Source organism: Croceicoccus sediminis (assembly GCF_007570835.1).
Taxonomy (GTDB): domain Bacteria; phylum Pseudomonadota; class Alphaproteobacteria; order Sphingomonadales; family Sphingomonadaceae; genus Croceicoccus; species Croceicoccus sediminis.
The window spans coordinates 483,365-503,773 of record NZ_SUNC01000003.1 but is presented as its reverse complement, the minus strand read 5'-3'; the positions used below and the strand labels follow the sequence as shown (position 1 = coordinate 503,773).

General features: G+C 64.9%; 21 protein-coding genes. 13 read left to right on the top strand and 8 right to left on the bottom strand.

The window, feature by feature from the left end; translation table 11 throughout:
- Positions 1-9 precede the first annotated feature (9 nt).
- The 3 genes from FAX90_RS13015 (at position 10) to FAX90_RS13005 (ending at position 1,264) form a co-directional block, all read left to right on the top strand.
- Positions 10-237 (top strand): hypothetical protein, encoded by a 228-nt coding sequence (locus tag FAX90_RS13015; RefSeq protein WP_144097814.1) that lies wholly within the window; start codon positions 10-12, stop codon positions 235-237.
- Between the two features lie 10 nt (positions 238-247).
- Complete coding sequence (locus tag FAX90_RS13010; RefSeq protein WP_144097813.1) at positions 248-820, top strand: cob(I)yrinic acid a,c-diamide adenosyltransferase; 573 nt, start codon at positions 248-250, stop codon at positions 818-820.
- Positions 821-949: 129 nt separating this feature from the next.
- Positions 950-1,264, top strand: coding sequence for a hypothetical protein (locus FAX90_RS13005; RefSeq protein WP_144097812.1), 315 nt, complete (start codon positions 950-952; stop codon positions 1,262-1,264).
- 23 nt (positions 1,265-1,287) lie between these two features.
- On the opposite strand, the gene FAX90_RS13000 is transcribed toward FAX90_RS13005, so the two are convergent.
- From FAX90_RS13000 to mutS, 3 genes are read right to left on the bottom strand one after another with little or no spacing between them, the layout of a single operon-like run.
- Positions 1,288-1,548 carry a hypothetical protein gene (locus FAX90_RS13000; RefSeq protein ID WP_144097811.1) on the bottom strand — a complete coding sequence of 87 codons (261 nt, stop codon included), beginning with the start codon at positions 1,546-1,548 and terminating at the stop codon, positions 1,288-1,290.
- An 18-nt stretch (positions 1,549-1,566) separates the two neighbouring features.
- A complete protein-coding gene (locus tag FAX90_RS12995) occupies positions 1,567-1,950 on the bottom strand; it encodes a YidH family protein (protein WP_144097810.1) in 384 nt (127 codons plus the stop codon).
- 56 nt (positions 1,951-2,006) lie between these two features.
- Positions 2,007-4,625 carry a DNA mismatch repair protein MutS gene (gene mutS, locus FAX90_RS12990; protein WP_240704899.1) on the bottom strand — a complete coding sequence of 873 codons (2,619 nt, stop codon included), beginning with the start codon at positions 4,623-4,625 and terminating at the stop codon, positions 2,007-2,009.
- Positions 4,626-4,773: 148 nt separating this feature from the next.
- On the opposite strand from mutS, the gene FAX90_RS12985 reads away from it, so the two are divergent.
- Complete coding sequence (locus FAX90_RS12985) at positions 4,774-7,044, top strand: NADP-dependent malic enzyme (protein WP_144097809.1); 2,271 nt, start codon at positions 4,774-4,776, stop codon at positions 7,042-7,044.
- Between the two features lie 106 nt (positions 7,045-7,150).
- A complete protein-coding gene (locus tag FAX90_RS12980) occupies positions 7,151-8,392 on the top strand; it encodes a S8 family serine peptidase (protein ID WP_144097808.1) in 1,242 nt (413 codons plus the stop codon).
- Between the two features lie 116 nt (positions 8,393-8,508).
- Here FAX90_RS12980 and FAX90_RS12975 read toward each other — a convergent pair whose 3' ends face one another.
- The 3 genes from FAX90_RS12975 to FAX90_RS12965 all read right to left on the bottom strand — a co-directional run bounded on the left by FAX90_RS12975 (position 8,509) and on the right by FAX90_RS12965 (position 10,565).
- Positions 8,509-8,670: a YqaE/Pmp3 family membrane protein gene (locus tag FAX90_RS12975; RefSeq protein WP_276612349.1), complete on the bottom strand. Its 162-nt coding sequence runs from the start codon at positions 8,668-8,670 to the stop codon at positions 8,509-8,511.
- Between the two features lie 574 nt (positions 8,671-9,244).
- Positions 9,245-9,781 (bottom strand): SRPBCC family protein, encoded by a 537-nt coding sequence (locus FAX90_RS12970; protein ID WP_144097806.1) that lies wholly within the window; start codon positions 9,779-9,781, stop codon positions 9,245-9,247.
- Between the two features lie 55 nt (positions 9,782-9,836).
- Positions 9,837-10,565, bottom strand: a complete 729-nt coding sequence (locus FAX90_RS12965; protein ID WP_420810978.1) for an NAD-dependent deacylase — start codon at positions 10,563-10,565, stop codon at positions 9,837-9,839.
- A 47-nt stretch (positions 10,566-10,612) separates the two neighbouring features.
- On the opposite strand from FAX90_RS12965, the gene dapB reads away from it, so the two are divergent.
- Genes dapB through FAX90_RS12945 form a run of 4 tightly spaced genes read left to right on the top strand, consistent with a single transcriptional unit; the run spans position 10,613 to position 13,717 of the window.
- A complete protein-coding gene (gene dapB / locus FAX90_RS12960; RefSeq protein ID WP_144097805.1) occupies positions 10,613-11,344 on the top strand; it encodes a 4-hydroxy-tetrahydrodipicolinate reductase in 732 nt (243 codons plus the stop codon).
- A gap of 10 nt (positions 11,345-11,354) precedes the next feature.
- Positions 11,355-12,008 carry an endonuclease III gene (gene nth / locus FAX90_RS12955; protein ID WP_144097804.1) on the top strand — a complete coding sequence of 218 codons (654 nt, stop codon included), beginning with the start codon at positions 11,355-11,357 and terminating at the stop codon, positions 12,006-12,008.
- Positions 12,009-12,027: 19 nt separating this feature from the next.
- Positions 12,028-12,882, top strand: coding sequence for an XdhC family protein (locus tag FAX90_RS12950; protein ID WP_170234974.1), 855 nt, complete (start codon positions 12,028-12,030; stop codon positions 12,880-12,882).
- A gap of 40 nt (positions 12,883-12,922) precedes the next feature.
- Positions 12,923-13,717, top strand: coding sequence for a crotonase/enoyl-CoA hydratase family protein (locus FAX90_RS12945; RefSeq protein WP_144097802.1), 795 nt, complete (start codon positions 12,923-12,925; stop codon positions 13,715-13,717).
- A gap of 26 nt (positions 13,718-13,743) precedes the next feature.
- Here FAX90_RS12945 and FAX90_RS12940 read toward each other — a convergent pair whose 3' ends face one another.
- Positions 13,744-14,814, bottom strand: coding sequence for a M48 family metallopeptidase (locus tag FAX90_RS12940; RefSeq protein ID WP_144097801.1), 1,071 nt, complete (start codon positions 14,812-14,814; stop codon positions 13,744-13,746).
- A gap of 5 nt (positions 14,815-14,819) precedes the next feature.
- A complete protein-coding gene (locus tag FAX90_RS12935) occupies positions 14,820-15,917 on the bottom strand; it encodes a YjgN family protein (protein WP_144097800.1) in 1,098 nt (365 codons plus the stop codon).
- Between the two features lie 179 nt (positions 15,918-16,096).
- On the opposite strand from FAX90_RS12935, the gene FAX90_RS12930 reads away from it, so the two are divergent.
- From FAX90_RS12930 to FAX90_RS12915, 4 genes are read left to right on the top strand one after another with little or no spacing between them, the layout of a single operon-like run.
- Positions 16,097-16,690, top strand: a complete 594-nt coding sequence (locus tag FAX90_RS12930) for a nucleotidyltransferase family protein (RefSeq protein ID WP_170234973.1) — start codon at positions 16,097-16,099, stop codon at positions 16,688-16,690.
- 5 nt (positions 16,691-16,695) lie between these two features.
- Entirely contained in the window at positions 16,696-17,229 is a 534-nt protein-coding gene (locus tag FAX90_RS12925; protein WP_144097798.1) for a 2Fe-2S iron-sulfur cluster-binding protein, read from the top strand.
- Positions 17,226-18,179: an FAD binding domain-containing protein gene (locus tag FAX90_RS12920; RefSeq protein WP_144097797.1), complete on the top strand. Its 954-nt coding sequence runs from the start codon at positions 17,226-17,228 to the stop codon at positions 18,177-18,179. The genes FAX90_RS12925 and FAX90_RS12920 overlap by 4 nt, the downstream gene beginning before the upstream one ends.
- Positions 18,176-20,374 carry a xanthine dehydrogenase family protein molybdopterin-binding subunit gene (locus FAX90_RS12915; RefSeq protein WP_144097796.1) on the top strand — a complete coding sequence of 733 codons (2,199 nt, stop codon included), beginning with the start codon at positions 18,176-18,178 and terminating at the stop codon, positions 20,372-20,374. The genes FAX90_RS12920 and FAX90_RS12915 overlap by 4 nt, the downstream gene beginning before the upstream one ends.
- The last annotated feature ends 35 nt before the right edge of the window (positions 20,375-20,409 follow it).

Below are 20,409 nucleotides of genomic sequence, written 5' to 3'. Positions count from 1 at the left end.
TGGGTAGACATGAAGTACATCCTCATCATCGTGCTCGTGGCCCTTGTCGCCATGGTTGTCGTCTCTTTGGTTCGCGGCATCGTCGCATTCCTGCAAAGCACGAAAATGGATCTCGAGGGCGGTGACGAACGCGTTCAGGAAATGCAGCTTCGCCAGAACCGGGCGATGATTTCGCGCATCAAGTACCAGGCCGCGGCGATCGTTGTCGCGATGGTCCTGCTTGCAATCGCGTCCTGATTTCCACTCCGTGGTAAAGCTCAACAAGATCTACACCCGCACGGGCGATGACGGGACGACGGGGCTCGTCGATGGGTCGCGCCTTCCCAAACACGCCGCGCGCATGGACGCGATCGGCGCGGTTGACGAGGCGAATTCCGCCATCGGCCTTGCCATCGCCGCGCTGGACGCGGGCGAAGTGCATGACGTGCTGACCCGCGTTCAGAACGACCTGTTCGACCTGGGCGCCGATCTGGCGACACCCGGCGAAGACTTCACGCCCGGCGAAATGACCCTGCGCGTTGTGCCCGATCAGGCCGACTGGATCGAAAGCCGTATCGACGCGGCGAACGAGACTATAGAGCCGCTGACCAGCTTCGTCCTTCCGGGCGGGAGCGAGGCTTCGGCCCGGCTTCACGTCGCGCGCGCCACGGTCCGCCGGGCCGAACGCGCGGTCGCCGCACTGGGCGCGGCAGAGCCGGTCAATCCGGCCGCGCTGACATACGTCAATCGCCTGTCGGACCTGCTGTTCGTACTGGCCCGCGGGGCGAACGAGGGCGGGAAGCGCGACATCTTGTGGGTGCCGGGCGCCTCGCGCGGGTAGGACCGGCCCGCCAGTACATCCTTTCAAGGCTGCGAAGCCGGGTCGCAATCGCATCGCTGACACACGTGTCAGGGAACCAGAGCGGCTTGCATCCGTAGGTCAGGCAAGACCGAACGAAAGGAAATACCGATGGCGAAGAACAGTGAACTCGCCCCAGAAAACTTCAACGACGAGCAGCATGACGAAGATGCGCAGGCCCAGACTTTCGCCAATCAGGCGATCGGCCGCGCGGTCAGCAGCTTTGGCACCGAGGACGGCGAAAAGCCCGAAGGTTCGATCACTTCGGACGACGATACCGAAGACCTCGTCGATCACATGAAGCAGATGACGAAGGGCGGCATCGACATGAGCGCCTATCGCGGTGAGCCGAACATGGACGACAATACGTCGAAGTACGGCAAGTCGAACGTCATGAAGGACGAGCCCGGCAACTCCGACAGCTGAGCCGGAACAGCCACTGACCCCCGCTATTGATCGCGGGCGGATATCACGAGGTCGAGCAGGTTGCGCGCAGCTTCCCGTTCGGCCTCGTTTTCGAATGCCTTGTCCAGATCGGGTTCCGCTCCGTTCATGGCCAGCAGCACCCAGATCACGAACCGCTTTGCCGGATCACGCTCCAGCCCGAAATCGACGCGCATCCTCTCCACCCCGGCCTCGCGGGCGGGGGGCGTGATGGCGGTCATGTCGGTCGTGCCGAAATACCGGAGGAGGAGGTCGTCAAACTGCATGACGGGCCCTTATCTCGTTCAGCCGATCAGGGGAACAGCGGCATCGCGCATCAGCCAGATCGCGACGGCGAGGATCATCGACCCGGCGGCGACGGCCCAGGCGACATAGCGCAAGTGCGGCGCATCGGGCGCATCGACCGAATGGGCCTTCATCCGGCTGACGGCGCGGCAGGCGCGCCGTTCCGCGGTAACCGCAAGAAACGCGGCAAGCAGGATGAAGATCGTGGCGATCACACGGGCTAGCCAGGGCGGGTCCAGCTCGCCGAAAAGCGCCTTGAAGGCCAGTCCGATACCGATTGCGGCAAAGGCAGTGCGGATCCAGCCTGCAAAAGTACGCTCGACCGCCATGATCGTGCGGTCTTCCGCCAATTCGTTGCGGTCGAATTTTTGCTGTTCGCTCATCTCAAGGAAACTAACCGGCCAGAACGGTCAAGGGTTCCGAAAAGCCGCACAGCGCCTTAAGCCGCGTCCTCGCCCGCCTCGCGCTTCAGCGAATAGAGCATGTCCAGCGCCTCTCGCGGGGAAAGGGCATCGACGTCGATCCCGCGCAGCGTTTCGCGCAAAGTGTCGCACTGTTCCTCTTGTGCCTCGGCCGCAGCGGCGAACAGCGGCAGGTCGCCCAGTCCCGCGCCCAGCCCGCCGGTTTCGGCGCGGCCCTTTTCCAGCTTGTCGAGGATCGTCTTCGCCCGCGCGATCACCGGTTTCGGCAGGCCCGCCAGCCGCGCGACGGCAAGGCCATAGCTGCGATCGGCAGGCCCTTCGGCCAGTTCGTGCAGCAGGACCAGATCGCCCTTCCATTCGCGCGCACGGGCATGGTGCAGCGACAGCGCATCGCAGGTTTCGGCAAGGCGCGAAAGTTCATGGTAATGCGTCGCGAACAGACAGCGGCAGCGCACGGTTTCGTGCACCGATTCCGCCACGGCCCAGGCCAGCGCCAGCCCGTCGTAGGTACTGGTCCCGCGTCCCACTTCGTCCAGGATGACAAAGCTGCGGTCGGTCGCCTGGCTCAGGATGGCGGCGGTTTCCACCATCTCCACCATGAAGGTCGAACGTCCGCGCGCAAGGTTGTCCGACGCGCCGACGCGGCTGAACAACCGGTCGACGATGCCGATGCTGGCCGCCTCTGCCGGGACGAAACCGCCCGCCTGCGCCAGCAGCACGATCAGCGCGTTCTGGCGCAGGAACGTGGATTTGCCGCCCATGTTCGGGCCGCCGATCAGCCAGAGCCGGTCGCTGTTCGACAAGGCGCAATCGTTCGCGACGAAACGTTCGCCGCCCGCTGCCAGCGCCGCCTCGACCACTGGGTGCCTGCCGCCGGTGACGACAAGAGCGTTGTCATCGCGGATTTCGGGCAGGACCCAGCCGCCCTCTGCCGCGCGCTCTGCTTGCCCTGCGGATACGTCGATGCGGGCCAGCGCCTGCGCGGTGGCGGCGATCGCTTCCTTCGCCTCTACCGTGCGGGCGACGAGTTCCTCGAAGTGCGATTCCTCGGCGGCCAGCGAACGTCCGCCTGCCTCGGCAATGCGGCTTGCCTCTTCATGCAGGGCCAGCGCGTTGAAACGCACCGCGTCCTTCATCGTCTGGCGATGGGTAAAGCCGCTTTCGGCCTCCATCAGCTTGTCCGCGTGGCGCGCGGGCACTTCGATGAAATAGCCCAGCACGCCGTTATGCTTGATCTTCAGCGTCGCGATGCCGGTTTCGTCGCGGTACTTCTGTTCCAGCGCGGCGATCGCGCGGCGCCCGTTCTTCGAAATCATGCGAAGCTCGTCCAGCGCGGCGTCGTACCCTTCGGCGATGAAACCGCCATTGCCGCGCTCGGTCGGCGGAGCGGCGACGAGCGCGCGGGTCAGAAGTTCGCAAAGCGCGCCGTGCCCGGACAAGTGCGGTAAAAGCCGCGTGAAAAGCGCGGGCAGGCTGTCATGCCGGCCCAGAAGGTCGTGCAGCGTCCGCGCTTCGCCCAGACCGTCGCGCAGCTGGCCCAGGTCACGCGGGCTGCCGCGCCCGGCGACGACACGGCCCAGCGCGCGGCCGATATCGGGCAGGGCGCGCAAGGCCCGGCGCAGATCTTCGCGCAGCAGGGCATCTTCGAACAGCCACTCGACCGCCTCCAGCCTTTCGCGGATCGCGCCCGCATCGGCCAGCGGTGCGGACAGATCCTCGGCGAGGAGCCGCGCGCCCGCGCCGGTCAAACAGCGGTCGATGCAGTCGATCAGGCTGCCTTTGCGCATCCCGGTCGACGACTGAACGATCTCAAGGCTGCTGCGCGTCGCCTCGTCCATGGCGAGGTGGCCCTGCGCTTCGCGAAGGCGCGGCGGCAGGACCAGCGGCATCGTCCCGCGCCCGACATGTTCGAGATAGGCGACGAGCCCGCCCGCCGCGGCAAGGTGCGCGCGGCCGAAAACCCCGAACGCATCGAGCGTCGCTACACCGTGCAGGGACTTGAGCCGCGCTTCGCCATCGTCGCTGGAAAATGTGCTGCGCGGGCGTTCTATCGCGTCTGTCGGGGCATCGCCGTAGTTTTCGGGCCAGCCTTCGGGCACAATCACTTCGGCAGGGCCGATCCGTGACAGGGCGGCGGTTACCCCTTCGGGCGCGACGCGTTCGAGCGCCATTTCGCCGGTGGAAATGTCGATCGCGGCAATGCCCACTTCGTCGCGCAGCGGGGCCAGCGCGGCCAGCACGTTGGCGCGGCGCGATTCGAGCAGGGTGTCTTCGGTCAGCGTACCGGCGGTGACGAAGCGGACGATATCGCGCTTGACCAGTGCCTTCGATCCGCTGCGGGCCTTCGCCTCTGCCGGGGTCTCCACCTGCTCTGCAATGGCGACGCGGCAACCGGCGCGGATCAGGCGGGCGAGGTAATTGTCGGCGGAGTGAACCGGCACGCCGCACATCGGCACCGGTTCGCCCGCGTTCTCGCCCCGCGTGGTCAGCGCGATGTCCAGCACGCCGGCAGCCTGCTTCGCGTCGTCGAAGAACAGTTCGAAGAAGTCGCCCATGCGATAGAACAGCAGGCAGTCCCCCGCCTGTTCCTTCAGGCTGAAGTATTGCTGCATCATGGGAGTCGAGCCGCCGGCCATGGGCGGGAGCGTTAGCGTATGGGCCGCCGATTCGGCAAAGCATGTGCGAACGATTGTCCCCGATCCATAAAACCGCGCCTTTGCCCCTATCGCTTATGATAGGAGGCGTTATAGGCGAACCCATATCAGCGATGGCAAGGAGGACGCGGTGTCGGACGAGGAAAACAACACGAGAGCCAGCTTTACCGAGCGCGAGGCCCTGTTTTACCACGAGACGATCCGCCCCGGTAAGATCGAGATCGTCGCGTCGAAGCCCATGGCGACGCAGCGCGACCTGTCGCTTGCCTATTCCCCCGGCGTTGCCGCTCCGGTCGAGGCAATCGCCAGGAACCCCGCGGACGCGGCCCGCTATACCGCGCGTTCCAACCTTGTCGCCGTCATTTCCAACGGCACCGCGATCCTCGGTCTCGGCAATCTCGGCGCGCTGGCGTCGAAGCCGGTGATGGAAGGCAAGTCGGTCCTGTTCAAGCGGTTCGCCGACGTCGATTCCATCGATATCGAGCTCGACACAGAGGATCCCGAAGCCTTCATCAATGCCGTCGCGCTGATGGAGCCGACTTTCGGCGGCATCAACCTTGAAGATATCGCTGCACCTGAATGCTTCATCATCGAGCAGGCCCTGCGCGAAAAGATGAACATCCCGGTGATGCACGATGACCAGCACGGCACCGCGATCATCGCTACGGCCGGGCTCATCAATGCCTGCCACCTGACCGGCCGCAAGATGGACGAGATCAAGATGGTGGTGAACGGCGCGGGCGCCTCGGCGCTGGCGTGTACCGCGCTCATCAAGGCGATGGGTGTGCGCCACGACAACGTAATCGTGTGCGATCGTTCCGGCCCGATCTATCCGGGACGCGAAAACGTCGACCAGTGGAAGAGCGCGCACGCCGTCCCGACCGAGGCGCGCAGCCTTGAAGAGGCGTTGCAGGGCGCCGACGTGTTCCTGGGCCTTTCGGCTGCCGGTGCGCTCAAGCCCGAGTGGGTGCGCAACATGGCCGACAGCCCGATCATCTTCGCGATGGCCAATCCCACGCCCGAAATCACGCCCGACGATGCCCATTCGGTGAGGCCCGACGCGATCGTGGCGACCGGGCGTTCGGACTATCCGAACCAGGTCAACAACGTGCTGGGCTTCCCCTTCATCTTCCGCGGCGCGCTGGACGTCCAGGCCACTGCTATCAACGAGGAAATGAAGATCGCCGCCGCCCGCGCCATCGCCGAACTGGCGCGTGAACGCGTGCCCGAGGAAGTGGCGGCTGCCTATGGTGTGAACCACCAGTTCGGGCGCGACTACATCATCCCTGCGCCTTTCGATCCTCGCCTGATGGAAGTCGTGTCCTCCGCCGTTGCCAAGGCGGCGATGGATTCGGGTGTCGCCAAGGCCCCGATCGCGGACTTCGACGAATATCGCCACCGGCTGAAGGCCCGCCTCAATCCCACGACTTCGGCCCTGACCAGCGTTTACGAACGCGCCAAGGCAAATCCGAAGCGGGTCGTCTTCGCCGAAGCGGAAGAGGAAGTCGTGCTGCGCGCGGCGATCCAGTTCCGCGACTTCGGCTATGGCGAGCCGATCCTTGTCGGCCGCACCGAGAAGGTGAAGCAGCGGCTGAAGGAACTCGGCGTCGAGGACATCGAAAGCTACGAGATCCAGAACTCGGCCCAGAGCGAATACATCCCCGAGATGGTCGATTACCTCTACGAGCGGCTGAAGCGTCGCGGCGCGACGGAACGCGACGTGCGCCGCATGGTCAACCAGGACCGCAACGTCTTTTCCTCGCTGCTGCTGGCGCTGGACAAGGGTGACGCGATGATTTCCGGCCTGACGCGCCCGTTCGCGCAGACCATCAAGGAAGTCGGCCTCGTCCTCGACCAGAAGAAGGACGAAGTGCCCTTCGGCATCCACCTGATGGTGGGCAAGAACTACACCGTGTTCCTTGCCGACACGACGATCAACGAACGGCCCGATTCCAAGATGCTGGCCCACATCGCGAAGGAAACCGCCAAGGTCGCCCAGCGGCTGGGCCACGAACCGCGCGTCGCGTTCCTGTCCTATTCGACCTTCGGCAACCCGCCGGGCCGCTGGCTGGAAAACATCCGAGAGGCTGTGCACATCCTCGATGCCGAGGGCGTGGACTTCGAATACGAAGGCGAAATGGCCCCCGATGCCGCGCTGAACCCCACGGTGATGAAGCTTTATCCCTTCAGCCGCCTGTCCGCGCCGGCCAACGTGCTGGTCATGCCGGGCCTGCAGTCGGCGAACCTGTCGGCAAAGCTGCTGCGCGAACTGGCCGGGGCGACGACGATCGGCCCGATGCTGATCGGCATGGAAAAGCCGGTCCAGATCGCCCCGATGACCGCGATCGCGCCCGACGTCCTGACGCTTGCCGTGCTGGCGGCGGCCGAAGTGGCCGGCTGACCCGCAACGCCGGGCCGACGGCGCGGCGATTCAACGTTTCGCGCCAAGGGGCGTATCTTTCCGACTCGCGGGGCCGACGCGCCCCGCGTTTCCGGGGGGAAATCGCATGAAACGTCTTAAGGTCCTGTCACTCGGCATTGCCGCGTCCGCCGCGCTGCTATCCGGCCCGGCGCTGGCGAAACCGCAAGTCGGCGACATCGTCGCCGGTCTCTACATCTGCACCTTCAAGTCCGGCACTACCGGCCTTCAATCGCAGGCCGCCGCTGCCGCAAGGGAAGCGGGCGGGCGCGTCACGCATGTCTATTCGCGCCTGTTCAGCGGCTTTGCCCTGCGCGCATCGGCGGCAGGCAAGGATCGCATGGTGATGAACCGGGCGCAGGTGTCGTCCTGCGTCGCGGCGCGCTGGGTCGGCCTTCCCGAAGGCGAAAGCCAGACCACGGCGCGTTTCAATCCCGGAAGGCCCGGCGGAGGTGACGGCGGTGGCGGTGGCGGTGGCGGTGGCGGGGGCAAGCCCGACAAGGGCGGCTCGTCCGAAACCGTGCCATGGGGCGTGGCGAAAGTCGGCGTCGGGACGGCCAGCAGCGCCACCGTCTGGGTGCTGGATACCGGCATCGATATGGACAACCCCGATCTGACTGTTTCGCCGAGTACCGCCAATGGCGGTCTCAGCACGTCTTTCCTGACCAGCGATACCCTGGGCGGTCTCGCCTCCGGCCCGTTCAACGTGCCGGACGATTACAACGGCCACGGGACGCACGTGGCTGGAACCATCGGGGCGAAGCAGAATGGTATCGATGTCGTCGGCGTTGCACCGGGGGTGCAGCTGGTCTCGGTCAGGGTGCTCGATTCCGTCGGTGTGGCTCCGGATGCCGTGGTTCTAGACGGGCTCGATTACATCGCGGCCAAAGCCGGCATCGGTGACGTGGTCAACATGAGCCTCAGCGCCGATCCCGGCTCGACCATTCTGAATGCGGCGGTGCTGAACCTTGCGAACAGCGGTGTTTATGTCGTCGTAGCGGCAGGCAACGATTCCATCGACGTCGATGCGAGCGCGGTCTCGCCTGCCAATCAGAACGCCTCGATGCTCTACACCGTATCTGCGATAGACAAGCGGGACCGGATGGCATCGTTCTCGAACTACGGCCTGTCCGTAGATTACGCAGAGCCGGGCGTGGGGATCGTGTCGCTCGCCATTGGTGGCGGCACGGCGAAAAAGGACGGCACGTCGATGGCTGCGCCGCACCTGTCGGGCATTCTGGCCACGACGGGGAACGGCAATGTCGGAGACGGCGGACTGATCAAGGGCGACAAGGACGGCAATCCCGACACGATCGGCGTGCTGCCGTAAAGGCTGACCAAGGTGACGCCGTGTCACCCATTGCAAACCCCGCGCAAGGCATGGCCCGGCGCGGGGTTTTGCTTTTGAGGTGCACGGCGACGATGTCGCCGCGAAAGGGCGACGATCTAGCGCAGGTAATTGACGTAGATGCCGTGGATCAGGCCAGGCAGGAACAGGATGATCGTCAGGATCAGGTTGATCAGGAACGTCTTGCCGATCCCATGCTTGAGCGCAACGCCCAGCGGCGGCAGCAATATCGTGGCAATCAGGGTAATCAGAGCCATCATCGGCATATCTCCTTTACCTGGGACAATCCGGCACCGGCGGGCTTGTTCCTTGGGAGAGGGGTATCGATGCTACGCAAAGGCACTGCGGCCTAGCCGCCATTCCATCGGGATCTCATCACCCTCGTCCGCTTTCAGGCAATTTCGGAATCGCCCGAAAGGCTGGAATTGGGGTGGGAAGCTGACGCGCGACCCTAAAGATTTGGCAATTGTATCTTTTGCAAACACGCTCAGCCCAAAAAGATGAAGAGCACTCCGATCGCAGCCGCAAAGGCCCATAACGATACGAAAAACCAAAACGAGCCAGGCTCATCGGCCTTGCGAATGCCAGACTGTGGCCAGTATGTCGGGGTGCAGCCGTGGTAAAGGCTCTGGCCTATGACTACAGTCGCTAGAATCGATATGGCGCCGCCGAATATATCAGCGTTCGTCATTCCGGCTTTTCCAGCTTGCCCTTGGCGACCTTCTTCAGCCGCTTATCCCCGTGAGGCTCGTCCATAATTCATGGCTATCTTGCTTTGGTAAAGTCCGCAATTGGGTCGTTTGCTGAAATTCCGCTTTTGGGGTGAGGCGTGGCTTAGTCGACCTCGACAATCATGTCGTCGTGTACGGCGTGGACGGCGTCCACACCCTGTTCGGCGTGGAGCTTCAGCTTGGCGCAGGCATTGTGGAGGGCCATCATCATCTGCGCCACTTCGCGCTTGTAGACCTTCTCCTTCATCGGAAACTTGAAATTCGCATCGACGATCAGCCGCAAGAGAGAGCCGCTGCCTTCCGCCGGTTCGATCTCGTAGCGTTCCTGCGTGGAAATGAGCGCGCCGGGGCCTTCGGGCAGCTTGCCGTGAAAGGCATAGACCTTGTTCGCCGCCGCCTCCGTCACGGTGATGTCGAACGTCAGATCGCCAAGGTCGGGGTATGAGGCCAGCACCAGTTCGAACGCGCCTTCGCGCCCGGCGACTTCGCGCACGGTTTCGCCCAGCTGCCGCTTTGCATTGCGCGAGTCGGCAAAGTCGATCAGCGGATAGATCTCGTGTGCCGGGGCATCGATCTCGATCTCGTATTCGAGCGTGACCGGCCCTTCGGGCGCCATCTTCGGTTTGAACCATGCCAGCATCTGTATTCCCCCAAAAAAACAGTCCGGCCAAGGACCCGCCTTATCGGGGTGAGGCCTAGTCCCGATTGCCTAATATTTCCTCTACCCAGTCGGGCACAATGCTGCTTGCCGGGCCAAGCCGGGTTTCGTCGAACCAGTGGCTGCCCTGGCTGCGTTCAAGATTGAGTTCGAGCGTTTCGACCCCCAGCGATTTCGCATCCCGCACGAAACCGGCCGCAGGATAGACCGCGCCCGAAGTGCCGATGGACACGAACAGGTCCGCCTCGCGGATCGCGGTGAAGATTTCGTCCATGCGATAGGGCATTTCCCCGAACCAGACGATGTCGGGGCGCAGCGCGGCCTCTCCGCACTCGGGACAGGCGGGTCGTTCGATCAGTGTCCCGGTCCAGCGCGATCGCACGTCGCAGGCGGTGCACCACGCGTTGAGATGCTCGCCGTGCATGTGAAGCACACGCCGCGCGCCCGCGCGTTCGTGCAAGTCGTCGACGTTCTGCGTGACGATCAGCAGCTCGCCGCTCCATTCCCGGTCCAGCCTTGCCAGCGCATCGTGCGCGGGGTTCGGCTCCTTCGTCTGGATCGCTTCCCTTCGCATGTCGTAGAACCGCAGGACCAGTTCGGGATCACGCTCGAACGCTTCGGGCGTGGCGACGTCTTCTACCCGGTGCTGTTCCCAAAGGCCGCCGCCGTCGCGGAAGGTGTCGATCCCGCTTTCGGCCGAAACCCCGGCGCCGGTCAGGATCACGATGTTGCGGATGCCATTGCTCTTGCCGTTCATGTCCCCCATGAAGCACGCCCGCAATTCAGGGTAAAGACCAGGGGAAGACACAGCGTATGGCACGCATCGGTATCGTCGGATCGCACGGACGCATGGGCGCCGCTCTGGCAGAGGCGATAAAGGCCGCCGGACACGAACATTCGGGCGGGGTCGACCGCGGCGAAGGCGATGTGGCCGAGCTTGCGGGAAAGAGCGACGTATTGGTCGATTTCTCGGCCCCCGCCGCGCTTCAGGCAACGCTGGAGGCGTGTCTTTCGGCACGCATTCCGGTGCTGATCGGGACCACCGGGCTGGAGGACGAACACCACGCCGCCATCGACGAGGCGGCAAAGACCATCCCGGTGCTGCAGACGGGTAATACCTCGCTGGGCGTGACGATGCTGGCGCACCTTGTGAACGAGGCGGCTTCGCGGCTGGGCGACGACTGGGACATCGAGATCGTCGAGATGCACCACCGCATGAAGGTCGATGCGCCCTCGGGCACCGCGAAACTGCTGGGCGAAGCGGCGGCCGAAGGGCGCGGCATCGACCTTGCCGCCAACACCGAAAGCGGGCGCGATGGTATTACCGGCAAGCGCGCGGACGGCGCGATCGGCTTTGCGGCGCTGCGCGGCGGCACGGTGGCGGGAGAACACACCGTCTATTTCGCCGGACCGGAAGAACGGCTGGCCCTGACGCACCTTGCCGAAAACCGCATGATCTTCGCCCGCGGCGCGGTGAAGGGCGCAAGCTGGCTGCTGGAAAAGGACGCGGGCCGCTATACGATGCCGCAAGTGCTGGGGCTCTGACGCTGACGCGATGACCAAGGACGAGATCTTTGAATTCTTCCGCCTTCTGGCAGAAGACAATCCCGAGCCGGAGACCGAGCTGGAATATGGCAATGCCTATCAGCTCGTCGTCGCGGTGGCCTTGTCGGCGCAGGCGACCGACGTCGGCGTCAACAAGGCGACCCGCAAGCTGTTCGCAGAGGTGAAGACCCCGCAGGACATGCTGGACCTGGGCGAAGACGGGCTGAAGGAACACATAAAGACGATCGGCCTGTTCAATTCCAAAGCGAAGAACGTCATCGCGCTGTCGCAGCTTCTGGTCGACGAATATGGCGGCGAAGTGCCGGGCACGCGTGAGGACCTGGTCCGCCTGCCCGGTGTCGGTCGCAAGACGGCCAATGTCGTTTTGAACTGCTGGTTCGGGCAGGAAACGTTCGCGGTCGACACGCATATCTTCCGCGTCGGCAACCGCACCGGCCTTGCCAAGGGCAAGACGCCTGAACAGGTGGAGGCGAAGCTGGAAAAGCGCGTGCCCGCACCGTTTCGCATGGGCGCGCATCACTGGCTGATCCTGCATGGCCGCTACGTCTGCAAGGCGCGCACGCCCGAATGCTGGCGTTGCCCGGTGGTGGACTATTGCAGCTATCGCAAGAAGGTGCTGGAAAAACCGCAGCGGAAGGCGTGATGGCCAAGCGGGAAGCGTAATGGAAACCGAGCGATCCCAGATCATGGACGGCGATCAGGCCGCGCTGCGCACTGCGGCGCGGGGCGATGCGGCGCTGTGCACCGTGGTCGGGCTCGACGGCAGCTTTTCGCGCAGGCTGGGCGCGCAGATCGCCATCCTTCAGGACGGGCGCTGCGTCGGCAGCCTTGCCGACGGGTGCCTCGAACGCGAACTGGCTGCGCAGGCCAACGAGGCGCGGGCACAGGGCAAGCGGCGGATCGTGCGCTATGGCGAAGGCTCGCCCGTCATCGATTTCCGCCTGCCGTGCGGATCGGGTCTCGACATCCTGATCGACCCCGCGCCCGACCGGCGTACCTTGCGCGAAGTGGTGGAGCGGCTGGACGCGCGCGAACCGGCCTCGCTCGCGCTTCCGGTGAATGAGGGTTTCCTGGCGGAACGGCGCTATATTCCGCCGCTCAATCTCACCCTTTTCGGCGAAAGCCTTGAGGCGGGCGAGTTGCAGCGCCTGTCAGAGGCGTTCGGCGTTTCGGCGGCGAAGCTGGTGCCGGGCAAGGGCCTGTCGCTGGGCCAGCGGCCGGATGCGTCGGCCGATGCGTGGACCGCGGTGGTGCTGCTGTTCCACGACCACGAATGGGAAGGACCGATCCTCGACTGGGCGCTCGACACGCCGGCCTTCTACATCGGTGCGATCGGCGGCATGAACACGCGCGAGGTGCGGCGGGCGCAACTGGAAGACCTGGGCCGGGACGAACGGGAAATCGCGAAAGTGCGCAGCCCGGTCGGCCTTATCCCCCATACCCGCGACGCGCGTACGCTGGCGCTTTCGATCCTTGCAGACGTCGTGGCCGAATACGAACGGCTGCGGCCCGAATAACGCCCCCCTTTGCCCCGCCGCGCCACAGGAGAAGTATTCCATGTCCGATATCGTGAAGCTTGAAATAGACGGCGCGTTCGCCATGCTGACCCTGACCCGGCCCGATGCGATGAACGCGCTGGGCGAGGAAGGCGATGGCACCGCGATTGCCGCCGCCTGTGCCGAGATCACGCGCGACAAGGGGGTGCGCGCGGTGATCCTGACGGGCGATGGCAGGGCCTTTTCGGCGGGCGGAGACCTGAAGGCGATGCTGGCGCGCGAGGGCAATTTCGCGGGCGATCCGGCAGACATCCGCGAAGGGTATCGCGGCAACATCCACCTTGCCCTGCGTTCGCTCTACGGCCTTGACGTTCCTGTCGTGGCGGCTGTCAACGGCCCGGCGATTGGCCTCGGCTGCGACCTTGCCTGCCTTGCCGACGTGCGGATCGCATCGACGCGGGCAAAGTTCGGGGTGACGTTCCTGAAGATCGGGCTGGTCCCCGGCGACGGCGGGACGTGGATCCTGCCGCGTGTCATCGGGATGAGCCGCGCGGCAGAGCTGTTCTACACCGGCCGCGTGATCGACGCGGCACAGGCGATGGACTGGGGCCTCGTGTCCCGCGTGGTCGAACCGGACGTGCTGATGGACGAAGCGCGCGCGCTGGCCGAAGAGATCGCGGCCCAGCCCTCGGCGCAGCTGCGCGCGACGAAGGCGATGCTGCGGCAGGGGCAGGCGATGACTTACGACGGCGCGCTGGAACTGGCGGCGTCGACGCAAGGGCTGATGCACCACACGTCAGAGCATGAGGAAGGCGTGCGCGCCGTGCTGGAAAAGCGGGCGCCGAACTTCGGATAGGCGCTGACGGCGCCGGGTCGTTGCCTTCAGAAAAAGCTGAATTCCTCGACGTCGGGGTCTTCCTTGCAGGCGCTCTGCAGGGCGGAAAACTCTTCGTCGGTTAGCGCGGGCTTGTAATTCTTGCCCTCGATCACCGCGTCGCGGAAGGCCTGTTCGCGTTCGGCGGGCATCGGGTGGCTGGCGACCCAGCCGACCCATTCGGGGGAATCGCCGCTTTCCTCTTTCAGGTATTCGAAGAATTCGGCCGTCCCGACGGGCGATATGTCCGCGGCGGCAAGCTGCTTGCGCGAAAACGCGTCGGCCTCCCGCTCTGCGTCGCGCGAATAGCTCATCGACGCGATGCCAAAGATCGAACTGCCCAAATCGGAATTGATCCCGCCCAAAAGGACCGAGAGACCGAACTGGCGCAGCAGGGCCTGCATGACGTGCCGTTCGCGCACGTGGCCGATTTCGTGGCCGACGACACCGGCCAGTTCGTCCGCGCTGTCCGCTTCCTGCAACAGGCCGTTGAAGATCAGCACTTGCCCGCCGGGAAGCGCGACGGCGTTGATCATGTCGACATTGGCGATGCCGACGCGGGTAACGGGGCGGTCGGGGTCGAGATGGTCGACCAGTTTGGCCAGCGCGGCATCGGCCTTGGGCGTGTGGCACAGGCGGTTGCCCAGGTCGCCGATCATGGCATCGCCCATCTTGCGCTCCCAACTAGTGGGAACGCGTGGGCCCAGCCAGGTCGGCGCGGTCAGGACGATGGCGACCAGCGCGGCGCTGATCACTGCGAACAGCGCCGCCGCCTTGGGCAGGCCAAGCCCGTCGATCCACTTGCCGAAGTTCTGGCCGCGGGGCAGGCGATGGGCAAGGTCTTCGGGAACAGGGCCGGTGAAAGACAGGCGGAACCCGTCATCGGCCTTGCGCGAATAGGACCCGTCCATCACCCCGCGTTCGACGAAGATGAGATCGCCCAGCGCGACGTCCATAGTCTCGCCGTCGTCAGCGCGAAGCCGCAGCGTGTCGCCGCCGCTCCACACCGCCACACCCTCGTACCGGCGGGCGCTTATGCCGTCGTACCAGAAGGCGGGGACTTCGCAGGTGCCGTGCATGGCTATCAGATCGCCCCCATGTCGAAGGCGTCCAGCAGACCCTCGCCGTGGCGGGCGCGTTTCGTCGTGGACTGCGTCAGGTCATCGACATTGACTTCGCCAAAGGCCTGCATGTGGATCACGAAGAACTTCCAGTGGCGATAGCCCAGGAACACGAAGCCGAGCCCCAGCGTGAGGACCAGCAGCGCAACGTCGCCAAGGCCCAGCTTGATCCAGTCCTTCGTCTTGGCGTCGAATTCGAATTCCAGGTCGCCCAGCGCCATGTGCCCCACGACCACGCGATAGAACTTGGCAAAATAGATCAGCCAGATGAAACCCAGCACGAAGTAGAACAGCAGAACCGAGACGATGATCGCGGCGAAGAACCCGATGGGCGGGTTTTCGGGGTCGAAGCCGCCGCCGCCGTCGAAATCGATCGCAAAGCCCAGCGCAAGGGCGAACATGGCCCCTGCCGCCACGATGATGGCCAGGAACGGGCTGAGGTAGAACAGCAGGTATCGTTTCATCAGCGGCGAGAAATCCGCGCTGCAGGTAAATTCCATCGGCCCGAAGCTCATCGCGCGCCAGCGCTGGTTCCACAGCGATACCATGGCCCATGGCACGCCAAGCCCGAACGCGAGGTAGCCCAGCGTCGTCTTCCACATGTAGGACCAGCCATAGCGGAAGCCATTGTCGTTGCTGCCTCCGCGAATGCCGCGCCAGTTGGTGCGGCCAAGGCGATAGCGAATGGCGCGAAAGCGCGCGACGCCCATCAGGTAGAAGATCGCCAGCAGCGGGATGACCGTCAGCGTGACACCGATCGCGGTCTCTCCGCGCAGGATCATCGCCTGCGCGACTTGCGTCATCACGATATAGGGCAGGATGAACAGCAGGACGACGACGACGCCGCCCAGGAACAGTTCAAGCCCCGTGCCGGTCCATTCCAGCCGCTCGTCTATGAAGCGCGTCCGGCTCCACAAGTAACGCCTTTCGCGTGCCTTGGCCCAGAACCGGTAGATGCCCAGCGTGACGATGATCAGCAGCAGGTTGGTGAACGCGATCGGCGCGAATTCCCGCCATGTACCATGAAATCCAAAGGCGGATTGCGCCTGATCCTCGTCCATCTTTGTCCCGCGACCCCTGAGTAAACCCGCCGTCATGGTTCCCAGCGCATGGAAGGGAAGTCAAGGCGTGCAGGCTTCTTGTCAGCGGGGCATGAAGATTTCCTCAATCCGGGTGCCACAGGCCGCTGCGTGGCGGGTGAATGCTGGACCGGCGGGCGGGGCGTGTTAGTCATGTGCGCGTGACCGATCCTGCCCATATCGCCTGTATCCTTCTTGCCGCCGGACAAGGGCGGCGTTTTGGCGGCGGCAAGTTGTGTGCCGATCTCGATGGCAGGCCGCTTGGCCTCCACGCGGCGTCGATGCTGGCGGGAATCCCGTTCGGCGCGCACTTGGCGGTCGCCGGGCCGGATGCGCCCGATTTCGGCGGCGCGGGTTTCGCAACGATCGCGCCCGATGCCCCTGCGCCCGCGCTCTCTGCCTCCATCGCGGCAGGCGTTGGGGCGATTGCCGATCGCGGATTTCGCGGCGTGCTGATCGCGCTTGCCGATATGCCCCGCGTTCCGGCCACGCATATCCGCGCGCTTCTTGCGCGGTTCGACGGCGAACTTATTGCCACGCTGGTCGCGGGAAGGGCCCAGCCTCCGGCCCTGTTCGGGCATCGGCATTTCGCCGACCTGACCCGATTGACAGGGGATCGCGGCGCACATTCCCTGCTACGCCATGCACGAAACGTGGAACTTTCCGGCGACGCAGCGTTAGACGTCGATACGCAGGCGGACTTGCAAGGACTGGCATCCGCCCACCACGCACCGAACCCAATTTCGGGAGAATAATTCTGATGACAGGCCAATCCGCGACCATTCCGACAGTGGATGTCAGGCTTACCGTCAATGGTGAGGACAAGACCCTGATCCTCGACACGCGGACCACGCTTCTCGATGCCTTGCGCGAACACTTGCACCTGACGGGTACGAAAAAGGGTTGCGACCATGGCCAGTGCGGGGCCTGCACGGTCCTGGTAAACGGGCGGCGCATCAATTCCTGCCTGTCGCTGGCCGCCATGCACGACGGCGATGATGTGACCACGATCGAAGGGCTCGGCTCGCCCGAAGACATGCACCCGATGCAGGCCGCTTTCGTGAAGCACGACGGGATGCAGTGCGGATATTGCACGCCGGGCCAGATCTGTTCGGCGGTCGCGGCCCTGGCCGAACTGGCCGAAGGGCGGGCCAGCCATGTCACGGACGACCTGTCGACCCCCGCGCTGACCGACATGGAACTGCGTGAGAGGATGAGCGGGAACCTGTGCCGCTGCGCCGCCTATCCCAACATCATCGATGCCATCCGCGAAGTCGCCGGAGAAGGCGCATGAAGACTTTCACATACGACCGCGTGACGAGCGCAGAGGAGGCTCTTGCCAACGGTGCGGGCGCAAGCTTCGTCGCGGGCGGGACCAACCTGCTCGACCATATGAAGCTTCAGATCGTGACGCCGGAACGGTTGGTCGACATCAACCGTGCGGGCATGGACGCGATAGAGACGACGGCCGATGGCGGGCTGAGGATCGGGGCGCTGGTGCGCAATTCCGACCTTGCCGCCGACGCGCGGGTGATCGCTGGCTATCCGGTGCTGGCCCGCGCGATCCTGGCGGGCGCATCGGGCCAGATCCGTAACCGGGCCACGACTGCGGGCAACCTGATGCAGCGCACGCGGTGCCCCTATTTCTACGACACCGCGCTTGCCTGCAACAAGCGTGCGCCCGGTTCGGGCTGCAGCGCACAGGACGGGCACAGCCGCACGCTGGCCGTTATCGGGACCAGCGACTTGTGCCTGTGCCAGAACCCCGGCGACATGGCCGTGGCGCTGCGCGTGCTGGACGCGGTGGTCGAAGTGGCCGGACCGTCGGGCAAGACGCGCACGATCCCGATTGCACAGTTTCACCAGTTGCCCGGCGACACGTTGCCGATCGCGGAATTCGCGCTTGATCCCGGCGAGCTGATTACCGCCGTCACGCTTCCGCCGCCGCCCGGCGGGGCGCATTTCTATCGCAAGGTGCGCGACCGCTCGTCCTATGCCTTTGCGCTCGTCTCCGTCGCTGCGGTTATCCATGGCGACGGCACGGGCCGGATTGCGCTGGGCGGCGTCGCGCCGCGACCCTGGGCCAGCGAAGCTGCCGATGCGGCGATCTCCAAGGGGGCCAGGGCGATTGCCGATGCGCTGTTCGAAGGCGCGCGTCCGCAAGAGGATAACGCATTCAAAATCGATCTCGCCACGCGGACCATTGCCGCCGTGCTCGCCGAAGCGAAGGAGGCCCGCACATGAAGTTCGATGCACCCATCGGCGATACGCCCATCGATAACGGCCGCGTCGTCGGTCGCCCCCATTCGCGCGTCGAAGGCCCGCTGAAAGTCACCGGCCGCGCGACTTATGCCGCCGAATGGCACGAAGACCTGCCGGCCATGCTTTACGGCGCAATCGTCCCCGCGACGATCGCCAAGGGCACGGTCAAGGCGGTAGACCCGCAAGCGGCGCGGCAAAGCCCGGGCGTCGTCGAAGTCCTCACGTTCGAGGACATCGACATCCACGGAACGTCTTCGGGCAGGACCGTGAAGATGGTCGGCGGGCCGGAGGTTCAGCACTATCACCAGGCGCTGGGCATCGTGATCGCAGAGACATTCGAACAGGCCCGCGCCGCAGCGGCGCTGGTCCACTTCGAATACGAGGTCGGGGCCGGAAGCTTCAGCCTCGACGGCGGCCGCGCCGACGCGAAAGTCTGCGGCGCATACGGCGGGCCGGGGGAAACCCGGCTGGGCGATTTCGAGGCCGCGTTCGAAGCGGGCGAGGTCCGCTTCGATGCCGAATATCGCACCGGTGCCCATTCGCCCGCGATGATCGAACCGTTCGCCAGCATCGCGCAGTGGCAGGGCGATGACCTGATGCTCTGGACCTCGAACCAGATGATCGCCGGGACGCGGGGCAGCATGGCGTCGATGCTGCGGCTGGACGAGGAGCGCGTGCGCATCTTCTCGCCCTACGTCGGCGGCGGTTTCGGGGCGAAGCTATGGGCCAATGCCGATGCGATCCTGGCCGCCATCGCCGCGAAAAAGGTCGGCCGCCCGGTCAAGGTCGTCATGCCGCGCGGGCTGATCTTCAACAACACCATCAACCGGCCCGAAACGATCCAGCGATTGCGCATCGCTGCGCGCGCGGACGGCACGATAGAGGCCTTCGGGCACGAGGGGTGGAGCGGGAACGTCAAGGGCGGCAACCCGGAATCGACCGTCATGGCCAGCCGTTCGGTCTATGCCGGGCCGAACCGCCTCATGGCCGATCACATGGCCCATCTCGATCTGCCCGAAGGCAACGCAGTGCGCGCGCCGGGCGATGCGGTGGGCTCCATCGCGGTGGAGATCGCGATGGACGAAATGGCGGAAAAGCTGGGTCTGGACCCCATCGAATTCCGCGTCATCAACGACAGCCAGGTCGATCCCAGCAAGCCGGAAAAGACATTCACCAACCGCCACCTCGTGCGCTGTCTGCGCGACGGGGCCGAACGCTTCGGATGGGGCGACCGCATGGCCCCCGGCACGCGGCGGGACGGCAAATGGCTGATCGGAATGGGCGTTGCGACGGCCTATCGCGCGGCCTTGCGCCACGCATCGGGCGCAGCGGTTCGGCTGGAGACGAACGGGCGCATCACGGTCGAAACCGACATGACCGACATCGGCACCGGCAGCTATACCATCCTGGCCCAGACGGCGGGTGAGATGTTGGGCGTTTCAGTGGACCGTGTCGACGTGCGCCTTGGCGATTCGCGCTTTCCGGTATCGGCGGGTTCTGGCGGGCAGTGGGGCGCGTCCAGTTCGACGTCGGGTCTCTACGTCGCCTGCGTCAACTTGCGCCGTTCGATTGCCGAACGGCTGTCCATGGACGCCGAAAGGGTCGAATTCGAAGGCGGCGAAGTGCGCTCGGGCAACCGTGTCTGTTCGCTGCTGGACGCAGTTGCGGGCGGCCCGGTCGAAGCCGAAGGGAAATTCGATTTCGCGCAAAGCGACACCAAGGCCTTCGGCACTTTCGGCGCGCATTTCGTCGAAGTCGGCGTCGATGCCTATACGGGCGAGGTGCGGGTGCGCCGGATGCTGGCGGTCTGTTCGGCCGGGCGCATCCTCAACCCCGTTTCCGCCCGGTCACAAGTGATCGGCGCGATGACGTGGGGCGTGGGCGCCGCGCTTTCCGAAAAGCTGGAGGTAGACGAACGCTACGGCTGTTTCCTCAACCACGATCTCGCGCTTTACGAAGTGCCGGTCCATGCCGACATCCCGCATCAGGACGTGGTGTTCCTCGACGACCTCGACCCGCACGGCAACCCGATGAAGGCGCACGGCGTGGGCGAATTGGGCCTGTGCGGCGTGGGCGGCGCGATCGCCAACGCGGTCTACAATGCCACCGGCACACGCCTGCGCAAGGTTCCGATGATGGTCGAAGACATCATTCCGCACCTGCCGGAGCCGGTGTGACCGCAAGGGGGATGGAAAGGTTCATTCCCGGCGGG

Bases quoted from the DNA above. Each gene is read 5' to 3' on its own strand.
- FAX90_RS13015 (WP_144097814.1), top strand. From the start codon at position 10: ATGAAGTACATCCTCATCATCGTGCTCGTGGCCCTTGTCGCCATGGTT.
- FAX90_RS13005 (WP_144097812.1), top strand. From the start codon at position 950: ATGGCGAAGAACAGTGAACTCGCCCCAGAAAACTTCAACGACGAGCAG.
- FAX90_RS13000 (WP_144097811.1), bottom strand. From the start codon at position 1,548: ATGCAGTTTGACGACCTCCTCCTCCGGTATTTCGGCACGACCGACATG.
- FAX90_RS12995 (WP_144097810.1), bottom strand. From the start codon at position 1,950: ATGAGCGAACAGCAAAAATTCGACCGCAACGAATTGGCGGAAGACCGC.
- mutS (WP_240704899.1), bottom strand. From the start codon at position 4,625: ATGGCCGGCGGCTCGACTCCCATGATGCAGCAATACTTCAGCCTGAAG.
- FAX90_RS12980 (WP_144097808.1), top strand. From the start codon at position 7,151: ATGAAACGTCTTAAGGTCCTGTCACTCGGCATTGCCGCGTCCGCCGCG.
- FAX90_RS12975 (WP_276612349.1), bottom strand. From the start codon at position 8,670: ATGATGGCTCTGATTACCCTGATTGCCACGATATTGCTGCCGCCGCTG.
- FAX90_RS12970 (WP_144097806.1), bottom strand. From the start codon at position 9,781: ATGCTGGCATGGTTCAAACCGAAGATGGCGCCCGAAGGGCCGGTCACG.
- FAX90_RS12965 (WP_420810978.1), bottom strand. From the start codon at position 10,565: ATGGGGGACATGAACGGCAAGAGCAATGGCATCCGCAACATCGTGATC.
- dapB (WP_144097805.1), top strand. From the start codon at position 10,613: ATGGCACGCATCGGTATCGTCGGATCGCACGGACGCATGGGCGCCGCT.
- nth (WP_144097804.1), top strand. From the start codon at position 11,355: ATGACCAAGGACGAGATCTTTGAATTCTTCCGCCTTCTGGCAGAAGAC.
- FAX90_RS12950 (WP_170234974.1), top strand. From the start codon at position 12,028: ATGGAAACCGAGCGATCCCAGATCATGGACGGCGATCAGGCCGCGCTG.
- FAX90_RS12945 (WP_144097802.1), top strand. From the start codon at position 12,923: ATGTCCGATATCGTGAAGCTTGAAATAGACGGCGCGTTCGCCATGCTG.
- FAX90_RS12940 (WP_144097801.1), bottom strand. From the start codon at position 14,814: ATGCACGGCACCTGCGAAGTCCCCGCCTTCTGGTACGACGGCATAAGC.
- FAX90_RS12935 (WP_144097800.1), bottom strand. From the start codon at position 15,917: ATGGACGAGGATCAGGCGCAATCCGCCTTTGGATTTCATGGTACATGG.
- FAX90_RS12925 (WP_144097798.1), top strand. From the start codon at position 16,696: ATGACAGGCCAATCCGCGACCATTCCGACAGTGGATGTCAGGCTTACC.
- FAX90_RS12920 (WP_144097797.1), top strand. From the start codon at position 17,226: ATGAAGACTTTCACATACGACCGCGTGACGAGCGCAGAGGAGGCTCTT.
- FAX90_RS12915 (WP_144097796.1), top strand. From the start codon at position 18,176: ATGAAGTTCGATGCACCCATCGGCGATACGCCCATCGATAACGGCCGC.